The organism is Mucilaginibacter hurinus (assembly GCF_003324525.1).
Lineage (GTDB): Bacteria > Bacteroidota > Bacteroidia > Sphingobacteriales > Sphingobacteriaceae > Mucilaginibacter > Mucilaginibacter hurinus.
The window spans coordinates 40,371-61,423 of record NZ_QGDC01000006.1 but is presented as its reverse complement, the minus strand read 5'-3'; the positions used below and the strand labels follow the sequence as shown (position 1 = coordinate 61,423).

Genomic DNA, 21,053 nt, shown 5'->3' with positions numbered 1-21,053 from the left:
TTTTTTATAGATATATGTAATGGGGTTAGTCTAATATGTAAGGATAATCTTTTTGCACATAAACATCAGTATATAACTCTGATGCTTCCGGCCATGGCGATTCTTCGGCAAACTTAACCGACTCATCAACAATCCCTTTAATCTTAGCGTCTATTTCTTCAATCCATTTTTCATCGGCATACCCTTTTTCAATGATAGCCTTCTTCACTACTTCTATCGGATCTTTAGCTTTATAACTTTCCAGCTCTTCTTTAGTACGGTACTTCTGCGGATCAGACATTGAGTGTCCTTTGTACCTGTAAGTACGCATTTCTAAAAAGGTCGGTCCTTCGCCCGCTCGCGCACGTTGGACTGCTTCGTCCATAGCGTTGTGTACAGCAACAGGATCCATACCGTCAACAGCTGATGATGGGATGCCATATGGCAAGCCCAATTTATATATATCAGGTTGTATAGTGGTTCGCGCTACTGAAGTACCCATAGCGTAACCATTGTTTTCACAAACAAATATTACAGGCAGTTTCCATAACGCTGCCATATTAAAGGTTTCATTTAAAGCGCCCTGGCGTACCGCGCCATCACCCATATAAGCAATATTAACATTATCGGTGCCTTTATACTTTTCGGCAAAGGCTACGCCTGCACCCAGTGGGATCTGGCCCCCTACTATGCCGTGGCCCCCGTAAAAATGATTCTCTTTATCAAACATATGCATAGAGCCGCCTTTGCCTTTTGAGCACCCGGTTGCTTTACCATAAAGTTCAGCCATTACAGCATTAGGCGAAGTGCCTTTAGCCAAAGCGTGCGCATGGTCGCGATAAGCAGTTATCATACTATCCTCATGCCGTATCACCGACATCGCGCCGGCTAAAACTGCTTCCTGACCGATGTATAAGTGGCAAAAGCCCCTTATTTTTTGCTGACCATAAAGCTGACCTGATTTCTCCTCAAACTTGCGCATCAGCTGCATCGCTTCGTACCACATCAGGTACGTGTCTTTTGTTATTTCGATTGAACTCATTTTTTATTTAAAAGAACCAATTTTAAAATAGGAACCGCAAATCTAATTATATCCTTTAAATTATGGAAATACATTGCAATTGTTACTATAATAATTACTAACCGTTTAGATAACGCTTGCCTGCAACTTTTTCAAAAAAGTTACGTTTAAATTTGCATTATTGAATTGTTTAAATAGCTTTGTATCTAACAATAGACACATTGTACTGTTTAATAAACAATTTGTTGAACCCCTAAGGCAACAAAACAAAGGATTAAATGAGGAATTTTATTATTGCTATTGCCCTACTTATCAGCGCGGCAAGCGTTCAGGCTCAAACAAAAAGCATACCATCTGCCACAACTGATAATAGTGACGACCAGGAAAGTTTAGCCAAAACGTATCTCTCGCAAATAATGGGTGTGGCTTTATCAGCTACGTCTAATTTAAAACTTTTTGAATTTGTGCACGAATGGGTGGGCACACCATACCGTTTTGGCGGTAGCTCACGCAGAGGCATTGATTGTTCAGGATTTACCAAAGAGATTTACGCTAAAGTTTTTAACCTTACTATCAAACGCAGCTCACGCGATATTTTCAGCATGGTTAGCCCTGTGCGTAAGGATGAATTGAAAGAGGGCGACCTGGTATTCTTTAAAATACGCAGCCGCAGTATTTCACACGTAGGTGTTTATTTAGGTAATGGCCGTTTTGCCCACGCATCAAACAAAGGGGTAGCTATCTCAAATCTTGAAGAAGGTTACTATAACCGTTACTTTTATAAAGGCGGTCGTTTAATGGCTGAATATCAGCAACAGCTTGAAGATGGCGGCGAAGTTGTTTCAGAATAATCCCGTACTATATTTCGGTATTTACTCTCGCTAAAAAGGTTACCACTTTGCCTCTTGCTTTCAAACCCGCTTTTAGTATTTTGACGCCGAGAACCCTGATTAATGAATACCGCGAAGACCGGGCCTGCGCTTCCTAAATATTTTTTCTTTTTAGATATCCTACGCGGATTGGCCGCGCTTTCGGTGGTCATGTATCACTGGGAAAAATTCTTTACAACGGATAAAGAAGCCCTGGCAACGTTTGATCATAGCAATCAGCCTCTTTATGATGTTTTTTACATATTCTACAATGCGGGCGATGTAGCAGTAGATTTGTTCTTCCTAATATCCGGGTTTGTATTCTTTTTTCTGTATGCTCAAAACATCGTTGCAGGGAAAGTTTCTCCCCGTACTTTTTTTAATTTAAGATTTTCGCGATTATACCCTTTGCACTTCGCTACACTGTTGCTTGTGCTGATTTTACAAGTGGCTATTTACTCAGACCTGGGACATTACCTGGTATATTTTTGTAATGACGGCTATCATTTCGTATTAAACCTCTTTTTAATTAACAGTTGGGGCTTTGAAAAAGAGCCGTCGTTTAACGGGCCTAACTGGTCTATTTCCGTTGAGATATTTTTATATCTTTTGTTTTTTTTACTATGCTTTTTTAGGTTGAATAAGAAGTTTGTAGTGGCATTACTGATGCTAGCCGGAATTGTTATACAGGCTTATTATTCGCCACTAGGACGCGGAGTGTTTGCATTTTTTGCAGGCGGTTTGTTATATCATTTTTATCTGCATATTATAACGCATGGGAAGCTTGTATTATACCTCAGGATTGCCGCTATTGCGGCAATGCTTTTAGTAATGTTAATGATATTTAATGCTAAATATCATTTTCTAGAAGGCTTCATAATAAGTTATTTTAAAACACGGGGTATAACTATCCAAAACCTATACTGGATAAATAAGGGTATTAATTTATTTGTACGTGCGCTAATTTTACCAGCTTTATTGTTGTTCATAGTATTGCTTGAAACCGCTAAAGGCCCGGTAGGTAAAAAGTTTGCTTTTATAGGCCATATCAGTTACTCATCCTATTTATTGCATTTCCCGCTGCAGCTGGTATTAATATATATTGTTAACAAGCTGGGAATAAATAACGACATTTTTAATACTGCGTATGCCCTTACCGGGTTTTTCGTTGCATTGATTGTTATAAGTTTATTATGCTACAGCCATTTTGAACTGCCTATGCAAACTTATCTGCGTAAACGCCTGCAAAAACATAAAACATAATACAGCCTGATGAGCGTAAGTAAATTAATTATAGGACTATTATGTGCGGTTTTATGTGCATGCCAGCCTGGCGGAAATACGACTAAAAATGAAGATGCCACCGATAGCCTTGCTTCGCAAGTTGTAACCGTAAAATCTTTAAGAGAAGATTCTATCGTTATTGCCGCCGTTGGTGATATCATGCTCGGCACCTCGTACCCAAATGCAAGCACCTTACCACCCGATGGCGGCAAACGTAGTTTTAACGCGGTGATGGATGATTTAAAGAACGCAGACTTAACCTTTGGAAATTTGGAAGGCGTATTGCTTGATACCGGCGCAGCAGCACATTATAAATTGCATCAAAAAAGCAAAGCGTACATGTTCCGCATGCCCCAAAAATACGTGTGGTTGTTAAAAGACGCGGGGTTTGACTTGCTTAGTATCGCCAACAATCATATTGGTGACTTTGCAGGCGCGGGGCGCGCAAGTACTATGAAGATGCTTGATTCGGCAGGTATAAGATACGCTGGTCTCCGCAGCCATCCTACTGCTATAATCAATGTTAAAGATATCGTAATCGGGTTTAGCGCTTTCTCACCTAATAGTAATACCGTGCCTTTTTTAGATCTCAAAAACGCATCGCGTATTATCGGCGAATTAAAACAACAAACCGATATAGTCATAGTTTCATTCCATGGCGGAGGTGAAGGCACTGAGTTTGAGCACGTGCCTTTTAAAACCGAATCATACAACGGAGAGAACCGCGGCGACGTGCATGCATTTGCACACAATGCTGTTGACGCCGGTGCCGACCTTGTGCTCGGGCATGGCCCGCATCTTACCAGGGCTGTAGAAAGATATAAGAATCGGCTGATAGCATACAGCCTGGGCAACTTTTGCACCTATCGTGGCATAAACGTAACCGGCTTATGCGGAATTGCACCGCTGTTAAAAATAAACGTCAATAAAAAGGGTGAGTTTATAAGCGCGAAAATTATTGCCACTCAACAAACTCACCCCGGAGGTTTGAAGCGCGATACAACCAAAAGGGTTATAAAGCGAATGAAATTTTTGACCGAAACAGATTTCCCTCAGTCGGGTCTGCATATTGACGATAACGGCCTGGTAACGCCTGTTAATTAAGCAGCTTCGTCCTTGGTGTTACGCACCAGACTAATGCCAGTAAAAAAGAAGATGATAGCTATTACGCCGATCACTACCATTGTTGTTACGTCACCACTTTTTTGTATTACGCTTACACCTGTGTAAATTAACCCTACTATACCCAGTATAGTTAGTATGGTTCCGAAAGTACGTTTCTGATTCATAGGTTTTTGTTAATGTTGTTAGCAAAACAAATAACACACCAATACTTATATAAATATTATTTTCACGTAAATAATATTACAAACAGCTTCAACAACTACGTTTTGTTATAATAGTCGGGTTAAAATTAATTGTTGCTTGTATGGTTTTTGACTGTAAAATAGGGCACTGTAAATAAACGTTAAACTTTTATAACTCCCCTGGGTCAAAAAAACAAATAGAAGTGCCCAATGATTTTTAAATGTCTTAGAGCGATAGTAGTACTATTGCTGCTTGCCGCCACTACCTCGTATGCCCAAACTTACAGAATACTTACTACTGAAGACTTTCAGGGCACGCCCAGGAAAATGAATTTTGCCGCTGTTGCATACACAAATTGCAGCATCAGCTACGACTACACTGTTAAGCGCGAGCGGGGTATTTTCCGGCTCGATTTCAATGTTTCAATGGTGATGAACAAGCACCTGTCGTGGCTTGACAAAAGCCGTATTAAGTCGCCGGAAATGCTGGCTGAAGTTTTAAAGCACGAACAAGGGCATTATGCCATAGCCTATTTACAACAACAGGAAGTGCTCCGCACGTTTGGGCGTACCCGCTTTGGCAGGGATTATAACATTGTAGCGCGGCAAATATTTGACCGCATCGATGCTAAATACCAAAAATTGAATAAGGCGTACGAAAGGGAGACTGACCACATGCAAAATCGGGTACAGCAGGCCAGCTGGGACAAATATTTAGCTAAGTATCTGGAGAATATGCCACCTTTAATGGTAGGTAACTAAAACAGAGACCGTTTAAACTTATTCACTCACGAAGGTATAAGAATTTGTTTCGTTGCTCTTCCTCTTAAAAGGCCTTTAATGTTATTAGGCTTTCTTTAATATGAAATGTAATATTCAACGAAGTTAAATTGGGTTAAGCTAAAAAAGAACGCCCCAACTTTTTCAAGCCGGGGCGTTTTTTTTATGTAACGACTGCTTATTATTTTTTGTCGTCTTTTACTTCCTCATAGTCAACATCAGTTACGGTATCTGAACTGTCGGCAGGACCTTGTTGACCGGCTCCGGCATCAGCGCCGGGTTGGCCTGCTTCGGCAGTAGCCTTATACATATCTTCAGATGCGGCAGTCCATGCTGTGTTAAGTTCATTTTGTGCAACTTCTATATCGGCAAGGTTTTTTGAAGCATAAGCTGCCTTCAATTTCGTTAAACCTTCCTCAATAGCGGCTTTTTTATCAGCAGGGATTTTATCGCCATATTCTTTCAACTGCTTCTCTGTCGAGAAAATAAGAGCGTCGGCGCCGTTAAGTTTTTCAACTTCTTCTTTAGCCGCTTTATCAGCTTCTGCATTTGCTTCAGCGTCAGCTTTCATCTTCTTGATTTCCTCATCAGTTAAACCTGAAGAAGCCTCAATACGTATTTTTTGCTCTTTACCGGTAGCTTTGTCTTTTGCAGATACATGCAGGATACCATTAGCGTCAATATCAAAAGTTACTTCTACTTGTGGTACGCCGCGTGGTGCAGGCGGAATGCCATCCAGGTGAAAACGGCCTATGGTACGGTTAGCCTGTGCCATTGGACGCTCGCCCTGTAAAATGTGTATCTCAACAGACGGCTGGTTATCAGACGCGGTTGAAAAAGTTTCTGATTTCTTGGTTGGTATTGTAGTATTAGCCTCTATTAATTTGGTCATTACACCGCCCATGGTTTCAATACCCAAAGATAGCGGGGTAACGTCAAGCAACAATACATCTTTAACCTCGCCGGTTAACACGCCGCCTTGTATAGCAGCTCCTATCGCTACCACTTCATCAGGATTAACACCTTTTGAAGGCGCCTTACCAAAGAATTTTTGAACTGCATCCTGTATAGCGGGTATACGGGTTGAACCACCTACCAATATAACTTCATCAATATCAGAAGTACTGTAGCCTGCATTTTTTAAGGCAGTTTTGCAAGGATCAATAGTACGTTTGATCAGGCTGTCGGCCAATTGCTCAAACTTAGCACGTGTTAACGTTTTTACCAGGTGCTTAGGCATGCCATCAGCAGCTGTGATGTAAGGTAAGTTAATTTCAGTTTGCGTTGTGCTTGATAGCTCTATTTTAGCTTTCTCTGCCGCTTCTTTTAAACGTTGCAGTGCCATTGGGTCTTTACGCAAATCAACGCCCTCGTCGCTTTTAAACTCATCGGCCAGCCAATCAATAATTACCTGGTCAAAGTCATCACCGCCAAGGTGTGTATCACCATCAGTTGATTTTACTTCAAAAACACCATCGCCCAACTCCAGTATAGATACGTCATGCGTACCTCCACCACAGTCAAATACGGCAATTTTCATGTCCTTGTGCGCTTTATCTAATCCATAAGCAAGGGCAGCAGCAGTCGGCTCGTTTATAATACGGCGCACCTTTAAGCCTGCTATTTCACCAGCTTCCTTAGTAGCCTGGCGTTGCGCATCATTAAAATAAGCCGGTACAGTAATAACAGCTTCAGTCACCTCCTGACCTAAGAAATCCTCAGCAGTCTTTTTCATTTTCTGAAGCGTCATAGCTGAAATTTCCTGGGGAGTATACTTGCGGTCGTCAATAACAACGCGCGGGGTGTTATTCTCACCTACTACTTTATAAGGTACGCGCTCGGTTTCTTTAGTAACCTCGTTAAACTGGTTACCCATAAAGCGCTTAATAGACGATATGGTTTTTGTAGGATTGGTGATTGCCTGGCGCTTCGCCGGATCACCCACTTTACGTTCACCGTTGTCAACAAAAGCAACTACTGATGGGGTAGTGCGTTTACCCTCACTGTTGGCAATAACTACAGGCTCATTACCTTCCATTACAGCCACACACGAGTTTGTTGTCCCTAAGTCGATTCCAATTATTTTAGACATTGTATATAGATTGTTTTTTCTGATTATTTATTGTTTACAATAGCTGTTTAACAAGGGTTGTGCCAATTAAAAAATGGCAGAAAACATTGCTTAATTGGTAAATCAGCCATAACAATCAGGCAGAGAAATGACGAAAAATGGTGACAGGTTGGCAGAATATAACTACCACTTCTGAAATTATTATTATAATTGCAAGATAAAATATAGCCTCTGTTACTTTCAAAATTGTTAAGGCAAGTCTTGTTGCCGGGAATTGTATAACCATTGATCTTCCCAGGGAAGATCGTTTAACTCCAGATTGAGTAAACTGAAGTTTTAATTGTTATAAAATTCCGATTTAAAATGTATACCATCAAAACCGAACGGTTAAAGATAATTCCGTTAACACATCAATTATTAAAATTATATTTAGCCGACCGTGCAGCAATGGAACGCCGGCTTGGTTTGAATTTATCAGCTATGCAAATATCGGCCACTTACAAAGCCGAGCTTCAGGATGCGCTGCTTAACTTTTGGCTGCCTCAAACACTGGCCGATCCAAATAAATACCAATGGTTTACAACTTGGGAAGTTATATTAAAGTTAACCAATACATCCATTGGGGCAATTGGCTTTGCTGGATATCCTAATGAGCGTGGCGAGAGTGAAATCGGCTATGTTATAGATGAGCAGCAGCAGCGAAAAGGCTATGCAGCCGAGGCGCTGCAAGCTATGACTAAATGGTTTTTCTCGCATGATGACGCAAAAGCTATTATAGCTAATGTACCAACAGACAATACACCGTCTCAAAAAGTGCTGGAAAAATGCAACTTCACGTGTTTCTATAAAAACGATGGATTGTTGAAGTACCGGCGGCGAAGTTGTTAGATGTTCTGCTTGATATCCCGCTTCGGGTTACGTAAAATAGATTCCACAAAAAAAGCCCCACTTTCAGTGGGGCTTTCAATATGTCATCTATACAGATTACTCGCCTTTTTCAGCATTTTCTTCCTTTTCAGGAGAAGCTAATTCAGGGGCGTCAGTTGATTCAGCAACAGGAGCTTCTGCAACTTCTGTTTCAACAGCAGCTTCAGCTTTTGGTGCTTCTTCTTCAACTACTACCGCGTCATCCGCAGGAGTAACATCAGCAGCAGCGGCTGGCGCAGCAGCGGTAACTTCAGCTTTGCCTTTGCCTGAACCACCACGACGACGTGTTGATTTTTTAGCGGCAGGTGCAGCATCAGCGCCGTAAACTGTATTGTAGTCCACCAATTCAATTATAGCAACCTCGGCGTTATCACCTAAACGGTTTTCTAATTTGATGATACGGGTATAACCACCCGGGCGGTTAGCAACTTTTTCAGCAATCTCGCGAAACAGGATACCAACTGCATCTTTATTTTGCAGGTAGCTAAACACTGTACGGCGTGAATGCGTGGTATCGCTTTTTGCTTTTGTTATCAACGGCTCAACATATACACGTAAAGCTTTTGCTTTAGCTAATGTTGTGGTAATACGTTTGTGAAGGATAAGTGAAGCGGCCATGTTGCTCATCATCGCTTTGCGATGGCTGTCTGTACGGCCTAAGTGATTTACTTTTTTTCCGTGTCTCATTGTTTTTTTGTTAGTGGCACGTGCATACCGTTGGGCGGCGTCGCCGTCAAGCCCTCGGAATTACGCTTTTTATTGTTATTTATTAATGGAATCAAGAGTTAAGAATCAAGATTCAAGATATCCTCTGCTTGGTTCTTAAGTCTTGATCCTAAACTCTAAAAGAAAATTATTCCTCGTCTAATTTAAACTTTGACAGGTTCATACCGAAAGACAAGCCTTTTGATTTAACCAGGTCCTGAATTTCAGTTAATGACTTTTTACCAAAGTTCCTGAATTTAAGCATATCAGCTACGTCATAAGATACAAGGTCAGCCAGGCTACGGATGTCAGCCGCTTTTAGGCAGTTGAGTGCACGTACCGACAGATCAAGATCAACTAATTCAGTTTTAAGTATCTTGCGCATATGCAGTATTTCCTCATCAACTTCTTTAGTTTCCTCTTTGGCCTGAGCTTCAAGCATCATGTTTTCGTCGCTGAACAACATAAAGTGCTGGATCAAAATCTTAGCAGCCTCTTTTAATGCATCTTCAGGGTGGATTGAACCGTCAGTAGCAATATCAAGTACCAGTTTTTCGTAGTCGGTTTTTTGTTCAACACGATAGTTCTCGATAGTATACTTTACGTTCTTTATAGGCGTAAAAATTGAATCGATAGCTATTACACCTACGTTGGCATCCGGGTTCTTATTTTCTTCGCTAGGAATGTAACCACGGCCTTTGGCAATAGTAAGTTCAACTTCAAGTGTAACTGATGAATCCATATTGGCTAAAACCAAATCAGGGTTCAAAACAGTAAAGTTGTTGGAGAATTTAGTGATATCGCCGGCAGTAAAAGTATCCTGGCCGTTGATAATCACAAATATTTTTTCGCTGTCGCCAGAATCACCGGTCTTTTTGAAACGAACTTGTTTTAAATTCAATATAATTTCGGTAACATCTTCAACAACACCTTTTATTGTAGAAAACTCATGCGTAACCCCTGATAAACGAACAGAAGTGATAGCATAACCTTCTAACGATGAAAGTAATATACGACGCAGAGCATTACCTATGGTTACACCGAAGCCTGGTTCTAACGGACGAAATTCAAACGTACCGTCAAAATCAGTTGATTTTTGCATGATAACCTTATCCGGTTTTTGAAATGCTAAAATTGCCATTTATATCCTTTATTTATTGTTAATTTATTTAGATCTGAGATATGAGATATGAGATGTGAGACCTCTTTGTCTCCGCTTCTGCATAGGTTATATCTTAAACCCTCTATTTATCTATTGTATAAAATGAGATATGAGATTTTGACTTCTGTCTTAATCTCATATCTAAAATCTCATATCTTATTTAGAGTACAACTCGACGATAAGGTTTTCCTTGATATTCTCAGGTATCTCATCGCGGTTTGGATAGTTAAGGAACTTGCCTGTTAAGTTAGCAGCATCCCACTCTAACCAGCTGTACTTGTTAATCCTGCGGCCAGCTACCGAATTGGTAATGGCTTCCAGTGATTTTGATTTTTCGCGTACGGCAATCACATCGCCTGCTTTTAATGCGTAAGAAGCAATATTTACTACTTCGCCATTAACAGTGATATGTTTGTGACCTACCAATTGGCGTGCGCCTGAACGGGTAGGCGCTATACCTAAACGGTAAACAGCGTTATCTAAACGCGCCTCTAAAAATTTAAGCAGGTTTTCACCGGTTATACCTTCTTTAGCTGAAGCGCGGTGAAACAGGTTTTCAAACTGACGTTCTAACACACCATAAGTGTATTTAACTTTTTGTTTCTCCTGTAACTGAGTTGAATACTCAGATTGCTTTCCTCTTCTTTTTGAGGCACCGTGCATGCCCGGAGGATAATTTTTTCTTTCTAACGCTTTATCCGGACCGAAGATTGGCTCACGGAAACGGCGTGCAATTTTGGATTTTGGTCCTGTGTATCTGGCCATTTTGTTGTTGTTTTAAAGTATCAAGCAGCCCGCAGCTGCTGAATCTTAGCTTTAAAAATCGGGTTAATTAAACTCTTCTCCTTTTTGAAGGACGGCAACCGTTGTGTGGAAGCGGTGTAATATCTTTTATAGTAGTTACCTCAATACCGGTAGTTTGTAAAGTACGGATAGCTGACTCACGGCCTGCACCTGGACCTTTAACAAATACCTCTACCTTGCGTAAGCCTAAATCATAAGCCACTTTACCGCAGTCGGCAGCAGCCTGACCGGCAGCATAAGGTGTATTCTTTTTTGAACCTTTAAAACCCATTTTACCAGCAGAAGACCATGATACAGCCTGTCCGCTTTTATTGGTAAGGGTAATGATAATGTTGTTAAAGGTAGCATTGATGTGTGCTTCGCCTACAGCGTCCACAACAACAACGCGCTTTTTGGTAACTTTTTTAGCTTTAGCCATTTTTTTGATATTTAAGTTAGTGAATTATTGGATTAATAAATAACCCGGACCCATTAACTATTTTTTACTTTATTGATATATTCCTAATGATTGGCGGCCTCAACTTGTCTCTGCTCAGGCAATCATTAATCACTTATTACTTAGTAGCTTTTTTCTTGTTAGCAACAGTTTTACGTTTTCCTTTACGGGTACGTGAGTTGTTTTTGGTGCGCTGACCGCGTAATGGTAAACCTTTACGATGACGTGTACCACGGTAGCAACCAATATCCATTAAGCGCTTGATGTTAAGCTGCACTTCTGAACGCAGGGCGCCCTCAACCTTTATCTGATCATTGATAATGTTACGGATAGCGGTTAGTTGCTCATCGGTCCAATCCTGTACCTTTACATTTACATCAATACCTGCCTGATTTAATATTTCAGTTGCAGTTGAACGGCCGATACCATAAATGTAAGTAAGTCCGATCTCTCCTCTTTTGTTCTTTGGTAAATCAATACCTGAAATCCTTGCCATATTTGTAGTTTAATTTTCTGGTAATAACCGAACGGCGGCTACCGTTGTACAATTACCACCATATTTTGTTATTAACCCTGACGTTGTTTAAATTTTGGGTTCTTTTTGTTTATAACGTAAAGTTTCCCGTTACGGCGGATGATTTTGCAATCAGCGCTGCGCTTTTTAATGGATGCTCTAACTTTCATCGCTCTGTATATTATTTATATCTATAAGTTATTCTTCCTTTGGTTAAATCATACGGGCTCATCTCAAGCTTAACCCTGTCGCCAGGTAAAATTTTGATATAATGCATGCGCATTTTACCCGATATATGCGCTATAATCTCATGACCATTCTCCAGCTCAACCCTAAACATTGCATTTGACAATGCCTCTCTAATTGTACCGTCCTGCTCAATCGAAGATTGTTTCGCCATATTTTATTGATTATTACCTTATTATCCAGCCTTAAAAGCGGGATGCAAAATTAATAAAATTATTTTAATTTTTAGTTTTTTCTTTTAAAACATCATCTATGTACGAAAAAGTTGAAAGCACATCAGCTTTCCCCTTTTTCACAGCCACCGTATGCTCAAAATGCGCAGATGGTTTTCCGTCGATAGTGGACACTGTCCAGCCGTCATCCCAAAATTTGATACCGGCACGGCCAGCATTTATCATTGGTTCAATCGCTATCACCATGCCTTCTTCAAGTTTTACACCTGACCCGCGTTTGCCGTAATTGGGTACCTCAGGCTTTTCATGCAGCTGCAAGCCTACGCCATGTCCAACCAGCTCTTTTACTATACCGAAGTTATGCTTCTCGGCATGCTCCTGTACCGCATACGCGATATCACCTATACGCAAACCGGCTACAGCTTTTTCTATGCCTTTATCTAAACACTCGCGGGTAACCCGCAGAAGGGTTTTGGCTGTTTCGCTTATTTCACCAATAGCAAAGGTAAAAGCCGAATCGCCGTAGTACTTATTCAGTATAACACCACAGTCAACCGAAATAATGTCGCCGTCTACCAATTCAGTAGTGCTTGGAAAACCATGAACTACTTGGTCATTAGGCGATATGCATAATGAAAACGGAAAGCCGTTATAATTTAAAAAAGCAGGTACCCCGCCGTTGTCCCTTATAAAGGTTTCGGCCAGGCGGTTTAGTTCAAGCGTTGTTACGCCCGGTCCTATTACTTTAGCTACTTCTGCAAGCGTTTTGGAAACCAATAAAGAACTCTGCCTTATCAGCTCAATTTCTTCCGCCGACTTGTAGTGTATCTTAGGCATGTGCTTATATTGCCGGAGGTACAGTTCCTGTTGCTGCCGGCACCGCCGAGCGGCCTTTAATACGCCCGGTTTTCATCAATCCATCGTAATGACGCATTAATAAATGGCTTTCTATCTGCTGCAAAGTATCTAATACAACACCTACCAGGATGATTAATGACGTACCACCGAAGAAACGAGAGAAAGGTCCGCTTACGCCTACTGTTGCCGCTAAAGCCGGTATAATGGCTATAATAGCCAGGAATATAGAACCAGGCAAGGTTATCTTGGAAATTACATCATCGATATAATCTGCTGTAGTTTTACCTGGTTTAACACCCGGGATAAAGCCGCCATTCTTTTTCATATCATCAGCCATTTGGTTAGGGTTAACCGTAATAGCTGTATAGAAATAAGTGAATAGTATAATAAGTACTGCAAACAACAGGTTGTGCGCCCAGGAGTTATAATCAACCAGGGCCATCAGCACGCTGTTGGTTGACAGGTTAGGGAAAAACTGCGGTATAGTAGCCGGTATAAACATCAGCGCCTGCGCGAAGATGATAGGCATAACACCTGCAGCATTAACCTTTAACGGTATATACTGGCGCACGCCACCGTACTGTTTGTTGCCAACTATGCGTTTGGCGTATTGCACCGCTATCTTTCGTGTACCCTGTACAATTAATATTGTAAACATCACCACCAGTATCAGCGCTACAATCTCAACTATAAAAGTTATCAGGCCGCCGCTGTTTACACGGTTGTTAAACTCATTACCAAATGCGCTTGGCAAAGTGGCAATAATACCCACCATGATAATAAGCGATATACCATTACCTATACCTTTATCAGTGATCTTCTCGCCCAACCACATTACAAATAAGGTTCCGGCTGTAAGCACAAAAGTGTTAACAATAGTAAACATCGGCTCATCAATAATTTTTGAGCCCGGTTCAGTTATTTGTGAACGCAAATAGCCAATAGCCTGTAAAACAGTAATACCTATGGTAAGGTACCTCGTCCACTGGTTAATTTTGTTACGGCCGCTTTCGCCCTCCTTTTGCAGCTTGGCAAAGTAAGGCACTGCTATACCCAATAACTGTACAACTATCGAAGCCGAAATGTAAGGCATCACCCCTAATGCAAAAATTGATGAGCGTGAGAATGAACCACCCGCAAACATATTTAGCAATCCAAGCAAACCTTCTTTATTGGTTTCGCTGCTTATTTGGGCGGCATTAACACCCGGTAATACTACAAACGAACCTATACGGTATATCAAAAGAAATAAGAGTGTGTTAGTTATACGCACTCTTAGATCTTCAATTTTCCAGATATTGGATAATGTGGTGAATAATTTCTTCATTGAAATTTACAGCTTTACGATGGTACCGCCTGCTGCTTCAATTGCTTTTTGCGCAGTAGCAGTAAATGCATGAGCACTAACTTCTAGTTTGGCTTTCAGTTCGCCACGGCCTAATATTTTCACCAGGTCGTTTTTTGAAACTAAACCATGTTCTTTTAACGTAGCAAGGTCAATTGTAGCAATTGAGTACTGTTCAGTTAATTTCTGCAGAACATCAAGGTTTACACCTACATACTCCACACGGTTAGGGTTTTTAAAGCCCACCTTAGGTACACGACGCTGTAATGGCATCTGGCCACCTTCAAAACCAACTTTTGTGCTTGTACCTGAGCGTGAACCGGCTCCTTTGTGGCCGCGTGTTGATGTGCCACCACGGCCTGAACCTGTACCACGGCCAATTCTTTTCCTGGTTTTGGTAGAACCTGCTGCCGGTTTTAGATTACTTAAATTCATGATATTATATGCTTTCTATTGCTACCAAATGATTAACTTTTCTTACCATACCGATGATAGCCGGAGTAGCTTCAACTTCTACGCTATGGTTGATCTTTTTTAAGCCCAATGCTTCAATGGTCTTTTTCTGGCGCTCAGTCCTATCGATCACGCTTTTAATCTGGGTTATTTTGATTTTTGCCATGATGATTATCCGTTAAATACTTTACCTAAATTTACGCCACGGTGCTGAGCTACTGTATGTGCATCGCGCAGTTGTGCTAACGCCGATACAGTTGCTTTAACCACGTTATGCGGGTTTGATGAACCTTTTGATTTCGCCAATACGTTATGTACCCCGGCGCTCTCCAACACGGCACGCATCGCACCGCCTGCAATTACACCTGTACCATTTGCAGCAGGTTTGATAAACACAAAACCGCCTGAAAACTTACCTATTTGCTCATGTGGAACAGTACCGTTTATAATAGGCACTTTCACCAAATTCTTTTTAGCATCATCAATGCCTTTGGCAATAGCTTCGGTAACCTCTTTAGCTTTACCTAAACCGTAACCTACAACACCATTCTCGTCGCCCACTACCACAATGGCACTAAAGCTGAAAGTACGGCCGCCTTTAGTTACTTTGGCTACACGTTGTATGCTTACCAAGCGATCTTTTAATTCGATCTCGCTTGTTTTTACTCTTTTTATGTTGATTGTTGACATCTCTCGTTTCGATTAAAAGTTTAAACCACCTTCACGTGCACCATCAGCCAGCGATTTAACACGGCCATGGTACAAGTAACCATTCCGGTCAAAAACCACATCTTTAATACCTGCAGCGATAGCTTTTTCAGCTACCAGCTTGCCAACGGCTACTGATTGGTCAGACTTGGTGCCGTTTGTTGCACTAAAATCTTTTGATAAAGATGATGCTGACACAAGAGTTTTACCGGTTACATCGTCAATGATCTGAGCGTAAATACCTTTGTTGCTTCTGTACACTGACAAGCGCGGACGCGCTGAAGAACCTGAAATACGTTTCCTGATTCCTCTTTTTATTCTGTCTCTTCTTGATAATTTACCTGCCATGACGATTATTTTTTAGATGCTGATTTACCTGCTTTTCTTCTCAACACTTCGCCAACAAACTTAATACCTTTACCTTTGTAAGGCTCCGGCGCACGCAGCGAACGTATTTTTGCAGCTACCTGACCAATTAACTGTTTGTCTATCGACTCAAGTATAATGGTAGGGTTTTTACCCTTTTCAGCAGTTGTTGAAACTTTAATTTCTTTCGGTAACTCAAACACATAGTGGTGTGAGTAACCCAGCACAAGATCCAGCGTATTGCCGGCGTTGGTGGCACGGTAACCCACACCTACTAACTCCTGCTCAACTTTGTAACCTTCTGTTACGCCAACAACCATGTTATTAATTAGCGCGCGGTATAAACCGTGCAGCGCTTTATGACGCTTTTGGTCTGAAGGGCGTTTAACCATTAACTGGTCGCCTTCCTGCTCAACAGTGATATCTGTATCAACTGCCTGCTGCAATTCGCCTTTAGGGCCTTTTACAGTTACCACGTTATCTGCCGATACGGTAACTGTTACGCCACTGGCTAATGCTATAGGTGCTTTTCCTACTCTTGACATTGCTTAATTTCCTCCTATTAATAAACGTAGCATAATACTTCGCCACCTACATTTTGCTGACGGGCTTCTTTATCGGTCATTACACCTTTTGAAGTTGACAGGATGGCGATACCTAAACCATTTAATACACGCGGCATGCTAGCCGTACCTGCGTATTTCCTCAAACCTGGTTTACTAATACGTGAAATGCTGCGGATAGCAGGAATTTTAGTTATCGGGTGGTATTTTAAAGCCACTTTAATAGTGCCTTGTACACCAGCTTCTTCAAACTTGTAGTTAGCAATGTAACCTTTGTCGAAAAGCACTTTCGTGATTTCCTTCTTCAGATTTGATGCAGGAATTTCAACAACCCTATGGTTGGCTTTAATAGCATTCCTTACTCTTGTAAGATAATCTGCGATTGGATCTGTATTCATTATTGTTGTTTATGATGGTGGTTTCCTTTGCCATCCCGGCAACGACCTTCCATCGGTTAATTTTTATTATTTAGTACCAAGTAGTGAGTATCAAGTATCAAGTTTTGCTCATAAGGTCTAGATACTTGCTACTAGATACTTGATATTAACTTGTTTACCAGCTTGCTTTCTTAACTCCCGGTATTTGCCCGGCCAGTGCCATTTCGCGGAATGTAACACGAGAAATGCCAAACTGGCGCATGTAACCACGCGGACGGCCTGTTAATTTGCAACGGTTGTGCAATTTAACGGGTGACGATGCTTTAGGTAATTTATCTAAAGCTGCGTAATCACCTGCTTCTTTTAAAGCAGCCCTTTTATCGGCATACTTAACTACTAACTTGGCGCGTTTAACTTCACGTGCCTTTACACCTTCTTTAGCCATTATTATTTTGGTTTTTAAATGGTAATCCAAATTGTTTCAGTAACTCCAATGCTTCAACATCGTTGGTAGCTGAGGTTACAAAGGTAATATCCATACCCTGAATTTTATTAATCTTATCGATATTGATTTCAGGGAAGATGATTTGCTCGGTTATACCCAGGGTATAGTTACCGCGGCCGTCAAAACCTTTATCATTAATGCCTTTGAAATCGCGGATACGCGGTAATGCCACAGCAACCAAACGATCCAGAAACTCATACATATTGTTATCACGTAATGTAACGCGCACACCTATCGGCATTTGCTTACGCAATTTAAAGTTTGAGATATCCTTTTTAGATTTTGAAGCTACTGCTTGCTGACCGGTAATGGTAGTAAGTTCAGTAATTGTGTTTTCGATAAGTTTTTTATCGGTAGTAGCACCACCAACACCCTGGTTGATAGCAATTTTTTCAAGCTTAGGAACCTGCATTACGCTTTTGTACTGAAATTTCTCTTTCAGTGCGGTGCGAATTTCGTCCCTGTATTTTGATTTTAATCTCGGTGTGTAAGACATTATTTAATTTCCTCCCCTGATTTTTTTGCTACCCTTACTAACTTACCTTTATCGTTAAGCTTGCGGCCAACGCGGGTGGTATTGCCTGATTTAGGGTCAACCAGCGCCAAGTTTGAAATATGTATAGCAGCTTCTTTTTTTACAATACCACCATTTGGGTTAGCGGCATTAGGCTTAGTGTGTTTTGATACCATATTAGCACCTTCAACTACAGCCCTGTTAGTTGCTTTTATAACTTCAACTATTTTGCCTTGCGATCCTTTTGAATCACCGGCTATAACTTTTACCAGGTCGCCTTTGCGAAGTTTAATTTTCCCGGCTTCTACTTTTTTACTTAATGCCATGTTACAATACCTCCGGTGCTAATGATACAATTTTCATAAATTGTTTCTCGCGCAGTTCTCTTGCAACCGGGCCAAAGATACGGGTACCTCTTGGTTCGTCCTGATTATTTAACAAAACAGCTGCGTTATCGTCGAAACGGATATATGAACCGTCTTTACGGCGGATCTCTTTTTTAGTTCTAACTACTACGGCTTTTGATACAGTGCCTTTTTTAACGTTACCTGCCGGTATAGCGCTTTTAACGGTAACAACAATTTTATCACCAATTGAGGCATATCTTTTACCGGTACCACCTAATACGCGGATCACTAAAACTTCTTTAGCACCGCTGTTATCGGCTACATTTAATCTTGATTCCTGTTGTACCATGTTATTTAGCCCTTTCTAAAATTTCAACTAATCTCCAGTTTTTACTTTTGCTCAGTGGGCGGGTTTCCATAATCAATACAGTATCGCCAATACCTGCGGTATTTGTTTCGTCATGAGCCATAAACTTGGTAGTTTTTTTAACGAATTTACCGTAGATAGGGTGCTTTACCTTACGCTCTACAGCAACTACAATAGATTTTTGCATCTTATTGCTTACTACCAGGCCGGTACGTGTTTTTCTTAAATTTCTTTCCATTTTAATCGACGCTTAAAAATTAATTAGTTTCCGAAGCTGACGCCGCTTTACGCTTTGTTAATTCAGTATTTAAACGAGCGATATCCTTACGCACTTTAGTGATACGGGTTGGATTTTCAATGGCCGATACCGCGTGTGCAAATTTCAGTTTAGTGAGGTTAGTTCTTTCCTCGCTGATCTTTGCAACCAATTCCTCGGTCGAAAGCTCTAAAATTTCTGAGTTCTTCATTGTTATAAATTGTTGTATTGCTGTAAGCCGTGAGTTGAAAATTGTAGTAGTAACTCACAACCCTTCAACTTACAATGTTTATAATAACACTGCAGGTATTCAACTAAGTTGTTTACCACCTGCAGCTACCACGTTTTGTTTATGCCTCTACGTAATCTCTACGTACTATAAATCTTGTTTGTACAGGCAATTTTTGTGCTGCTAGGCGTAAGGCTTCTTTAGCAATTTCCAGCGGAACGCCTTCTGCTTCAAAAATGATCCTTCCGGGGCGTACAACCGCTACCCAGTATTCAGGCGCACCTTTACCTTTACCCATACGTACCTCTGCAGGCTTTTTAGTTACCGGCTTATCAGGAAATATCCTGATCCATACCTGTCCTTCACGTTTCATAAAACGTGTAACAGCAATACGGGCTGCCTCTATCTGGCGGCTGGTTATCCAGGCCGGCTCCAGTGATTTTATACCGAAAGATCCGAATGAAAGCTCAGCACCACGGGTGGCTAAACCTTTCATCCTGCCTTTTTGCATCTTTCTGAACTTCGTTCTTTTTGGCTGTAGCATTTTTTTAAGCTTTTATATCTAAACGATGTCTGTCTCGACTTTGTTAATTATCTCCTTGGACCGCCGGGACGATTGCCGCCGCCTTGTCCGCCACGATTGCCACCCTGGCCGCCGCGGTTACCGCCCGGGCCACGGTTATTACCGCCACCCCTGCTGTCTCTGCGCTCGCCGCCACGTTCGCCACGGCTATCACGACCGCCAAACTGCGATCTTTCACCTTCAGGGCGTCCGCCTTTACCGCTTGCGCTGCTGGTACCACCAATGTTTGGTGACAAGTCGCGCTTTCCGTAAACTTCGCCTTTGCATATCCATACCTTAACACCTATTTTACCATAGGTAGTTAAAGCTTCAGCTAAAGCGTAGTCGATATCAGCACGGAAAGTGTGCAGTGGTATACGTCCTTCTTTATATTGCTCTGAACGTGCCATCTCAGCACCGCCTAAACGGCCAGATGTCATTACCTTGATACCTTCGGCACCCATCCTCATGGTTGCTGCGATAGTGGTTTTCATGGCACGACGGAAAGAGATACGTGCTTCAAGTTGTTTTGCTATGCCTTCGGCAACCAATTGTGCGTCAAGCTCAGGGCGTTTTATTTCAAAAATGTTGATTTGTACTTCCTTTTTAGTCAGTTTTTTCAACTCTTCTTTTATCTTGTCAACTTCCTGGCCACCTTTACCAATTACAATACCCGGACGGGCAGTGTGGATGGTTACAGTTATACGTTTCAAAGTACGCTCGATAACTACTTTTGATACGCCGCCCTTGTTGATACGCGCTGATAAATATTTGCGGATTTTTTCGTCCTCAACTAATTTGTCGGAGTAGTTGTTTCCACCGAACCAGTTAGAATCCCAGCCTCTGATGATGCCTAACCTATTACCTATTGGATGTGCTTTTTGTCCCATTTCAAATTAGTTGTTATCGTTTTTACTATCCACAATAAGGGTTACGTGGTTTGAGCGTTTACGTATACGGTATCCCCTTCCTTGCGGAGCAGGGCGAAGTCTTTTTAATTGACGGCCTCCGCCTACTGAAACTTCTTTTACAAACAAGCCGCTCTCTTCAACACGTTTACCTTCATTTTTTGCTTCCCAGTTTTTTATAGCTGATAACAAAAGTTTTTCAACGCGTATTGCAGCTTCTTTATTAGTATATTTTAATATATACAACGCTTTCTCAACGTTTTCGCCGCGTATTAAGTCAACCACCAAACGCATCTTGCGTGGTGAAGTAGGACAGTTCTGTAACTTAGCAACAGAAGCGCCTCCTTGTTCAGCCTTAGCAGCCTCTTTTTGTTGCCTGATCAGTACAGACTTTTTGATTTTTGTTGTTGCTTCCAT

Annotated in this window: 32 protein-coding genes; 5 read left to right on the top strand and 27 right to left on the bottom strand. The window is 41.4% G+C overall.

The genetic code is table 11. From position 1 onward, the window contains the following. Positions 1–25: 25 nt before the first annotated feature. Positions 26–1,021 carry a pyruvate dehydrogenase (acetyl-transferring) E1 component subunit alpha gene (gene pdhA, locus DJ568_RS11665; RefSeq protein ID WP_114005460.1) on the bottom strand — a complete coding sequence of 332 codons (996 nt, stop codon included), beginning with the start codon at positions 1,019–1,021 and terminating at the stop codon, positions 26–28. A 257-nt stretch (positions 1,022–1,278) separates the two neighbouring features. On the opposite strand from pdhA, the gene DJ568_RS11660 reads away from it, so the two are divergent. The 3 genes from DJ568_RS11660 (at position 1,279) to DJ568_RS11650 (ending at position 4,257) form a co-directional block, all read left to right on the top strand. Then, a complete protein-coding gene (locus tag DJ568_RS11660) occupies positions 1,279–1,851 on the top strand; it encodes a C40 family peptidase (RefSeq protein WP_114005459.1) in 573 nt (190 codons plus the stop codon). 102 nt (positions 1,852–1,953) lie between these two features. Next, positions 1,954–3,132, top strand: coding sequence for an acyltransferase family protein (locus DJ568_RS11655; protein WP_114005458.1), 1,179 nt, complete (start codon positions 1,954–1,956; stop codon positions 3,130–3,132). A gap of 9 nt (positions 3,133–3,141) precedes the next feature. After that, positions 3,142–4,257, top strand: a complete 1,116-nt coding sequence (locus tag DJ568_RS11650; RefSeq protein WP_114005457.1) for a CapA family protein — start codon at positions 3,142–3,144, stop codon at positions 4,255–4,257. Here the strand turns inward: DJ568_RS11650 and DJ568_RS11645 are convergent. Continuing rightward, positions 4,254–4,442: a hypothetical protein gene (locus tag DJ568_RS11645; RefSeq protein ID WP_114005456.1), complete on the bottom strand. Its 189-nt coding sequence runs from the start codon at positions 4,440–4,442 to the stop codon at positions 4,254–4,256. The genes DJ568_RS11650 and DJ568_RS11645 overlap by 4 nt on opposite strands. Positions 4,443–4,670: 228 nt before the next feature. Here DJ568_RS11645 and DJ568_RS11640 point away from each other — a divergent pair, with 228 nt between their 5' ends. Further along, positions 4,671–5,222, top strand: a complete 552-nt coding sequence (locus tag DJ568_RS11640) for a DUF922 domain-containing protein (RefSeq protein WP_147238749.1) — start codon at positions 4,671–4,673, stop codon at positions 5,220–5,222. 199 nt (positions 5,223–5,421) lie between these two features. On the opposite strand, the gene dnaK is transcribed toward DJ568_RS11640, so the two are convergent. After that, positions 5,422–7,332 carry a molecular chaperone DnaK gene (dnaK, locus tag DJ568_RS11635; protein ID WP_114005454.1) on the bottom strand — a complete coding sequence of 637 codons (1,911 nt, stop codon included), beginning with the start codon at positions 7,330–7,332 and terminating at the stop codon, positions 5,422–5,424. 342 nt (positions 7,333–7,674) lie between these two features. On the opposite strand from dnaK, the gene DJ568_RS11630 reads away from it, so the two are divergent. Further along, positions 7,675–8,199 carry a GNAT family N-acetyltransferase gene (locus DJ568_RS11630; protein WP_114005453.1) on the top strand — a complete coding sequence of 175 codons (525 nt, stop codon included), beginning with the start codon at positions 7,675–7,677 and terminating at the stop codon, positions 8,197–8,199. A gap of 96 nt (positions 8,200–8,295) precedes the next feature. On the opposite strand, the gene rplQ is transcribed toward DJ568_RS11630, so the two are convergent. From rplQ to rplV, 24 genes are all read right to left on the bottom strand, one after another. Beyond that, positions 8,296–8,925, bottom strand: a complete 630-nt coding sequence (gene rplQ, locus DJ568_RS11625) for a 50S ribosomal protein L17 (protein ID WP_114005452.1) — start codon at positions 8,923–8,925, stop codon at positions 8,296–8,298. Between the two features lie 166 nt (positions 8,926–9,091). Continuing rightward, complete coding sequence (locus DJ568_RS11620) at positions 9,092–10,084, bottom strand: DNA-directed RNA polymerase subunit alpha (RefSeq protein WP_114005451.1); 993 nt, start codon at positions 10,082–10,084, stop codon at positions 9,092–9,094. Between the two features lie 177 nt (positions 10,085–10,261). Then, the gene (gene rpsD, locus DJ568_RS11615) at positions 10,262–10,870 is read right to left on the bottom strand and encodes a 30S ribosomal protein S4 (RefSeq protein ID WP_114005450.1); all 609 of its coding nucleotides are present in this window, start codon (positions 10,868–10,870) and stop codon (positions 10,262–10,264) included. 67 nt (positions 10,871–10,937) lie between these two features. Continuing rightward, a complete protein-coding gene (rpsK, locus tag DJ568_RS11610) occupies positions 10,938–11,327 on the bottom strand; it encodes a 30S ribosomal protein S11 (RefSeq protein ID WP_114005449.1) in 390 nt (129 codons plus the stop codon). 136 nt (positions 11,328–11,463) lie between these two features. After that, entirely contained in the window at positions 11,464–11,841 is a 378-nt protein-coding gene (gene rpsM, locus DJ568_RS11605; protein WP_114005448.1) for a 30S ribosomal protein S13, read from the bottom strand. Positions 11,842–11,912: 71 nt separating this feature from the next. Further along, positions 11,913–12,029, bottom strand: coding sequence for a type B 50S ribosomal protein L36 (ykgO, locus tag DJ568_RS11600; protein WP_022833269.1), 117 nt, complete (start codon positions 12,027–12,029; stop codon positions 11,913–11,915). A gap of 11 nt (positions 12,030–12,040) precedes the next feature. Beyond that, on the bottom strand, positions 12,041–12,259 hold the full coding sequence (gene infA, locus DJ568_RS11595; RefSeq protein WP_022833270.1) for a translation initiation factor IF-1: 219 nt from the start codon (positions 12,257–12,259) through the stop codon (positions 12,041–12,043). 64 nt (positions 12,260–12,323) lie between these two features. Next, positions 12,324–13,115 carry a type I methionyl aminopeptidase gene (gene map, locus DJ568_RS11590; RefSeq protein ID WP_114005447.1) on the bottom strand — a complete coding sequence of 264 codons (792 nt, stop codon included), beginning with the start codon at positions 13,113–13,115 and terminating at the stop codon, positions 12,324–12,326. Between the two features lie 4 nt (positions 13,116–13,119). Continuing rightward, entirely contained in the window at positions 13,120–14,463 is a 1,344-nt protein-coding gene (gene secY / locus DJ568_RS11585) for a preprotein translocase subunit SecY (RefSeq protein WP_114005446.1), read from the bottom strand. Positions 14,464–14,469: 6 nt separating this feature from the next. Next, the gene (gene rplO / locus DJ568_RS11580) at positions 14,470–14,916 is read right to left on the bottom strand and encodes a 50S ribosomal protein L15 (RefSeq protein ID WP_114005445.1); all 447 of its coding nucleotides are present in this window, start codon (positions 14,914–14,916) and stop codon (positions 14,470–14,472) included. A 4-nt stretch (positions 14,917–14,920) separates the two neighbouring features. Continuing rightward, positions 14,921–15,100 carry a 50S ribosomal protein L30 gene (gene rpmD, locus DJ568_RS11575; protein ID WP_114005444.1) on the bottom strand — a complete coding sequence of 60 codons (180 nt, stop codon included), beginning with the start codon at positions 15,098–15,100 and terminating at the stop codon, positions 14,921–14,923. A 5-nt stretch (positions 15,101–15,105) separates the two neighbouring features. Continuing rightward, positions 15,106–15,624 (bottom strand): 30S ribosomal protein S5, encoded by a 519-nt coding sequence (gene rpsE, locus DJ568_RS11570; RefSeq protein WP_114005443.1) that lies wholly within the window; start codon positions 15,622–15,624, stop codon positions 15,106–15,108. A 12-nt stretch (positions 15,625–15,636) separates the two neighbouring features. Next, on the bottom strand, positions 15,637–15,990 hold the full coding sequence (rplR, locus tag DJ568_RS11565; protein ID WP_114005442.1) for a 50S ribosomal protein L18: 354 nt from the start codon (positions 15,988–15,990) through the stop codon (positions 15,637–15,639). Between the two features lie 5 nt (positions 15,991–15,995). After that, positions 15,996–16,553 (bottom strand): 50S ribosomal protein L6, encoded by a 558-nt coding sequence (gene rplF, locus DJ568_RS11560; RefSeq protein WP_114005441.1) that lies wholly within the window; start codon positions 16,551–16,553, stop codon positions 15,996–15,998. 17 nt (positions 16,554–16,570) lie between these two features. After that, the gene (rpsH, locus tag DJ568_RS11555) at positions 16,571–16,969 is read right to left on the bottom strand and encodes a 30S ribosomal protein S8 (protein ID WP_114005440.1); all 399 of its coding nucleotides are present in this window, start codon (positions 16,967–16,969) and stop codon (positions 16,571–16,573) included. 154 nt (positions 16,970–17,123) lie between these two features. Continuing rightward, entirely contained in the window at positions 17,124–17,393 is a 270-nt protein-coding gene (gene rpsN / locus DJ568_RS11550) for a 30S ribosomal protein S14 (RefSeq protein WP_114005439.1), read from the bottom strand. Further along, entirely contained in the window at positions 17,386–17,949 is a 564-nt protein-coding gene (rplE, locus tag DJ568_RS11545) for a 50S ribosomal protein L5 (RefSeq protein WP_114005438.1), read from the bottom strand. The genes rpsN and rplE overlap by 8 nt, the downstream gene beginning before the upstream one ends. Further along, a complete protein-coding gene (gene rplX / locus DJ568_RS11540; protein ID WP_114005437.1) occupies positions 17,949–18,293 on the bottom strand; it encodes a 50S ribosomal protein L24 in 345 nt (114 codons plus the stop codon). Before rplX ends, rplE begins: the two co-directional genes overlap by 1 nt. Position 18,294: 1 nt before the next feature. After that, positions 18,295–18,663 carry a 50S ribosomal protein L14 gene (gene rplN, locus DJ568_RS11535; RefSeq protein WP_114005436.1) on the bottom strand — a complete coding sequence of 123 codons (369 nt, stop codon included), beginning with the start codon at positions 18,661–18,663 and terminating at the stop codon, positions 18,295–18,297. 1 nt (position 18,664) lies between these two features. Then, positions 18,665–18,919 carry a 30S ribosomal protein S17 gene (gene rpsQ / locus DJ568_RS11530; protein ID WP_114005435.1) on the bottom strand — a complete coding sequence of 85 codons (255 nt, stop codon included), beginning with the start codon at positions 18,917–18,919 and terminating at the stop codon, positions 18,665–18,667. A gap of 19 nt (positions 18,920–18,938) precedes the next feature. Further along, positions 18,939–19,148 (bottom strand): 50S ribosomal protein L29, encoded by a 210-nt coding sequence (gene rpmC / locus DJ568_RS11525; protein ID WP_114005434.1) that lies wholly within the window; start codon positions 19,146–19,148, stop codon positions 18,939–18,941. Between the two features lie 139 nt (positions 19,149–19,287). Then, positions 19,288–19,710: a 50S ribosomal protein L16 gene (gene rplP, locus DJ568_RS11520; protein ID WP_114005433.1), complete on the bottom strand. Its 423-nt coding sequence runs from the start codon at positions 19,708–19,710 to the stop codon at positions 19,288–19,290. Positions 19,711–19,757: 47 nt separating this feature from the next. Then, positions 19,758–20,618 (bottom strand): 30S ribosomal protein S3, encoded by an 861-nt coding sequence (rpsC, locus tag DJ568_RS11515; RefSeq protein ID WP_114005432.1) that lies wholly within the window; start codon positions 20,616–20,618, stop codon positions 19,758–19,760. 6 nt (positions 20,619–20,624) lie between these two features. Beyond that, positions 20,625–21,053: a 50S ribosomal protein L22 gene (gene rplV / locus DJ568_RS11510; RefSeq protein ID WP_114005431.1), complete on the bottom strand. Its 429-nt coding sequence runs from the start codon at positions 21,051–21,053 to the stop codon at positions 20,625–20,627.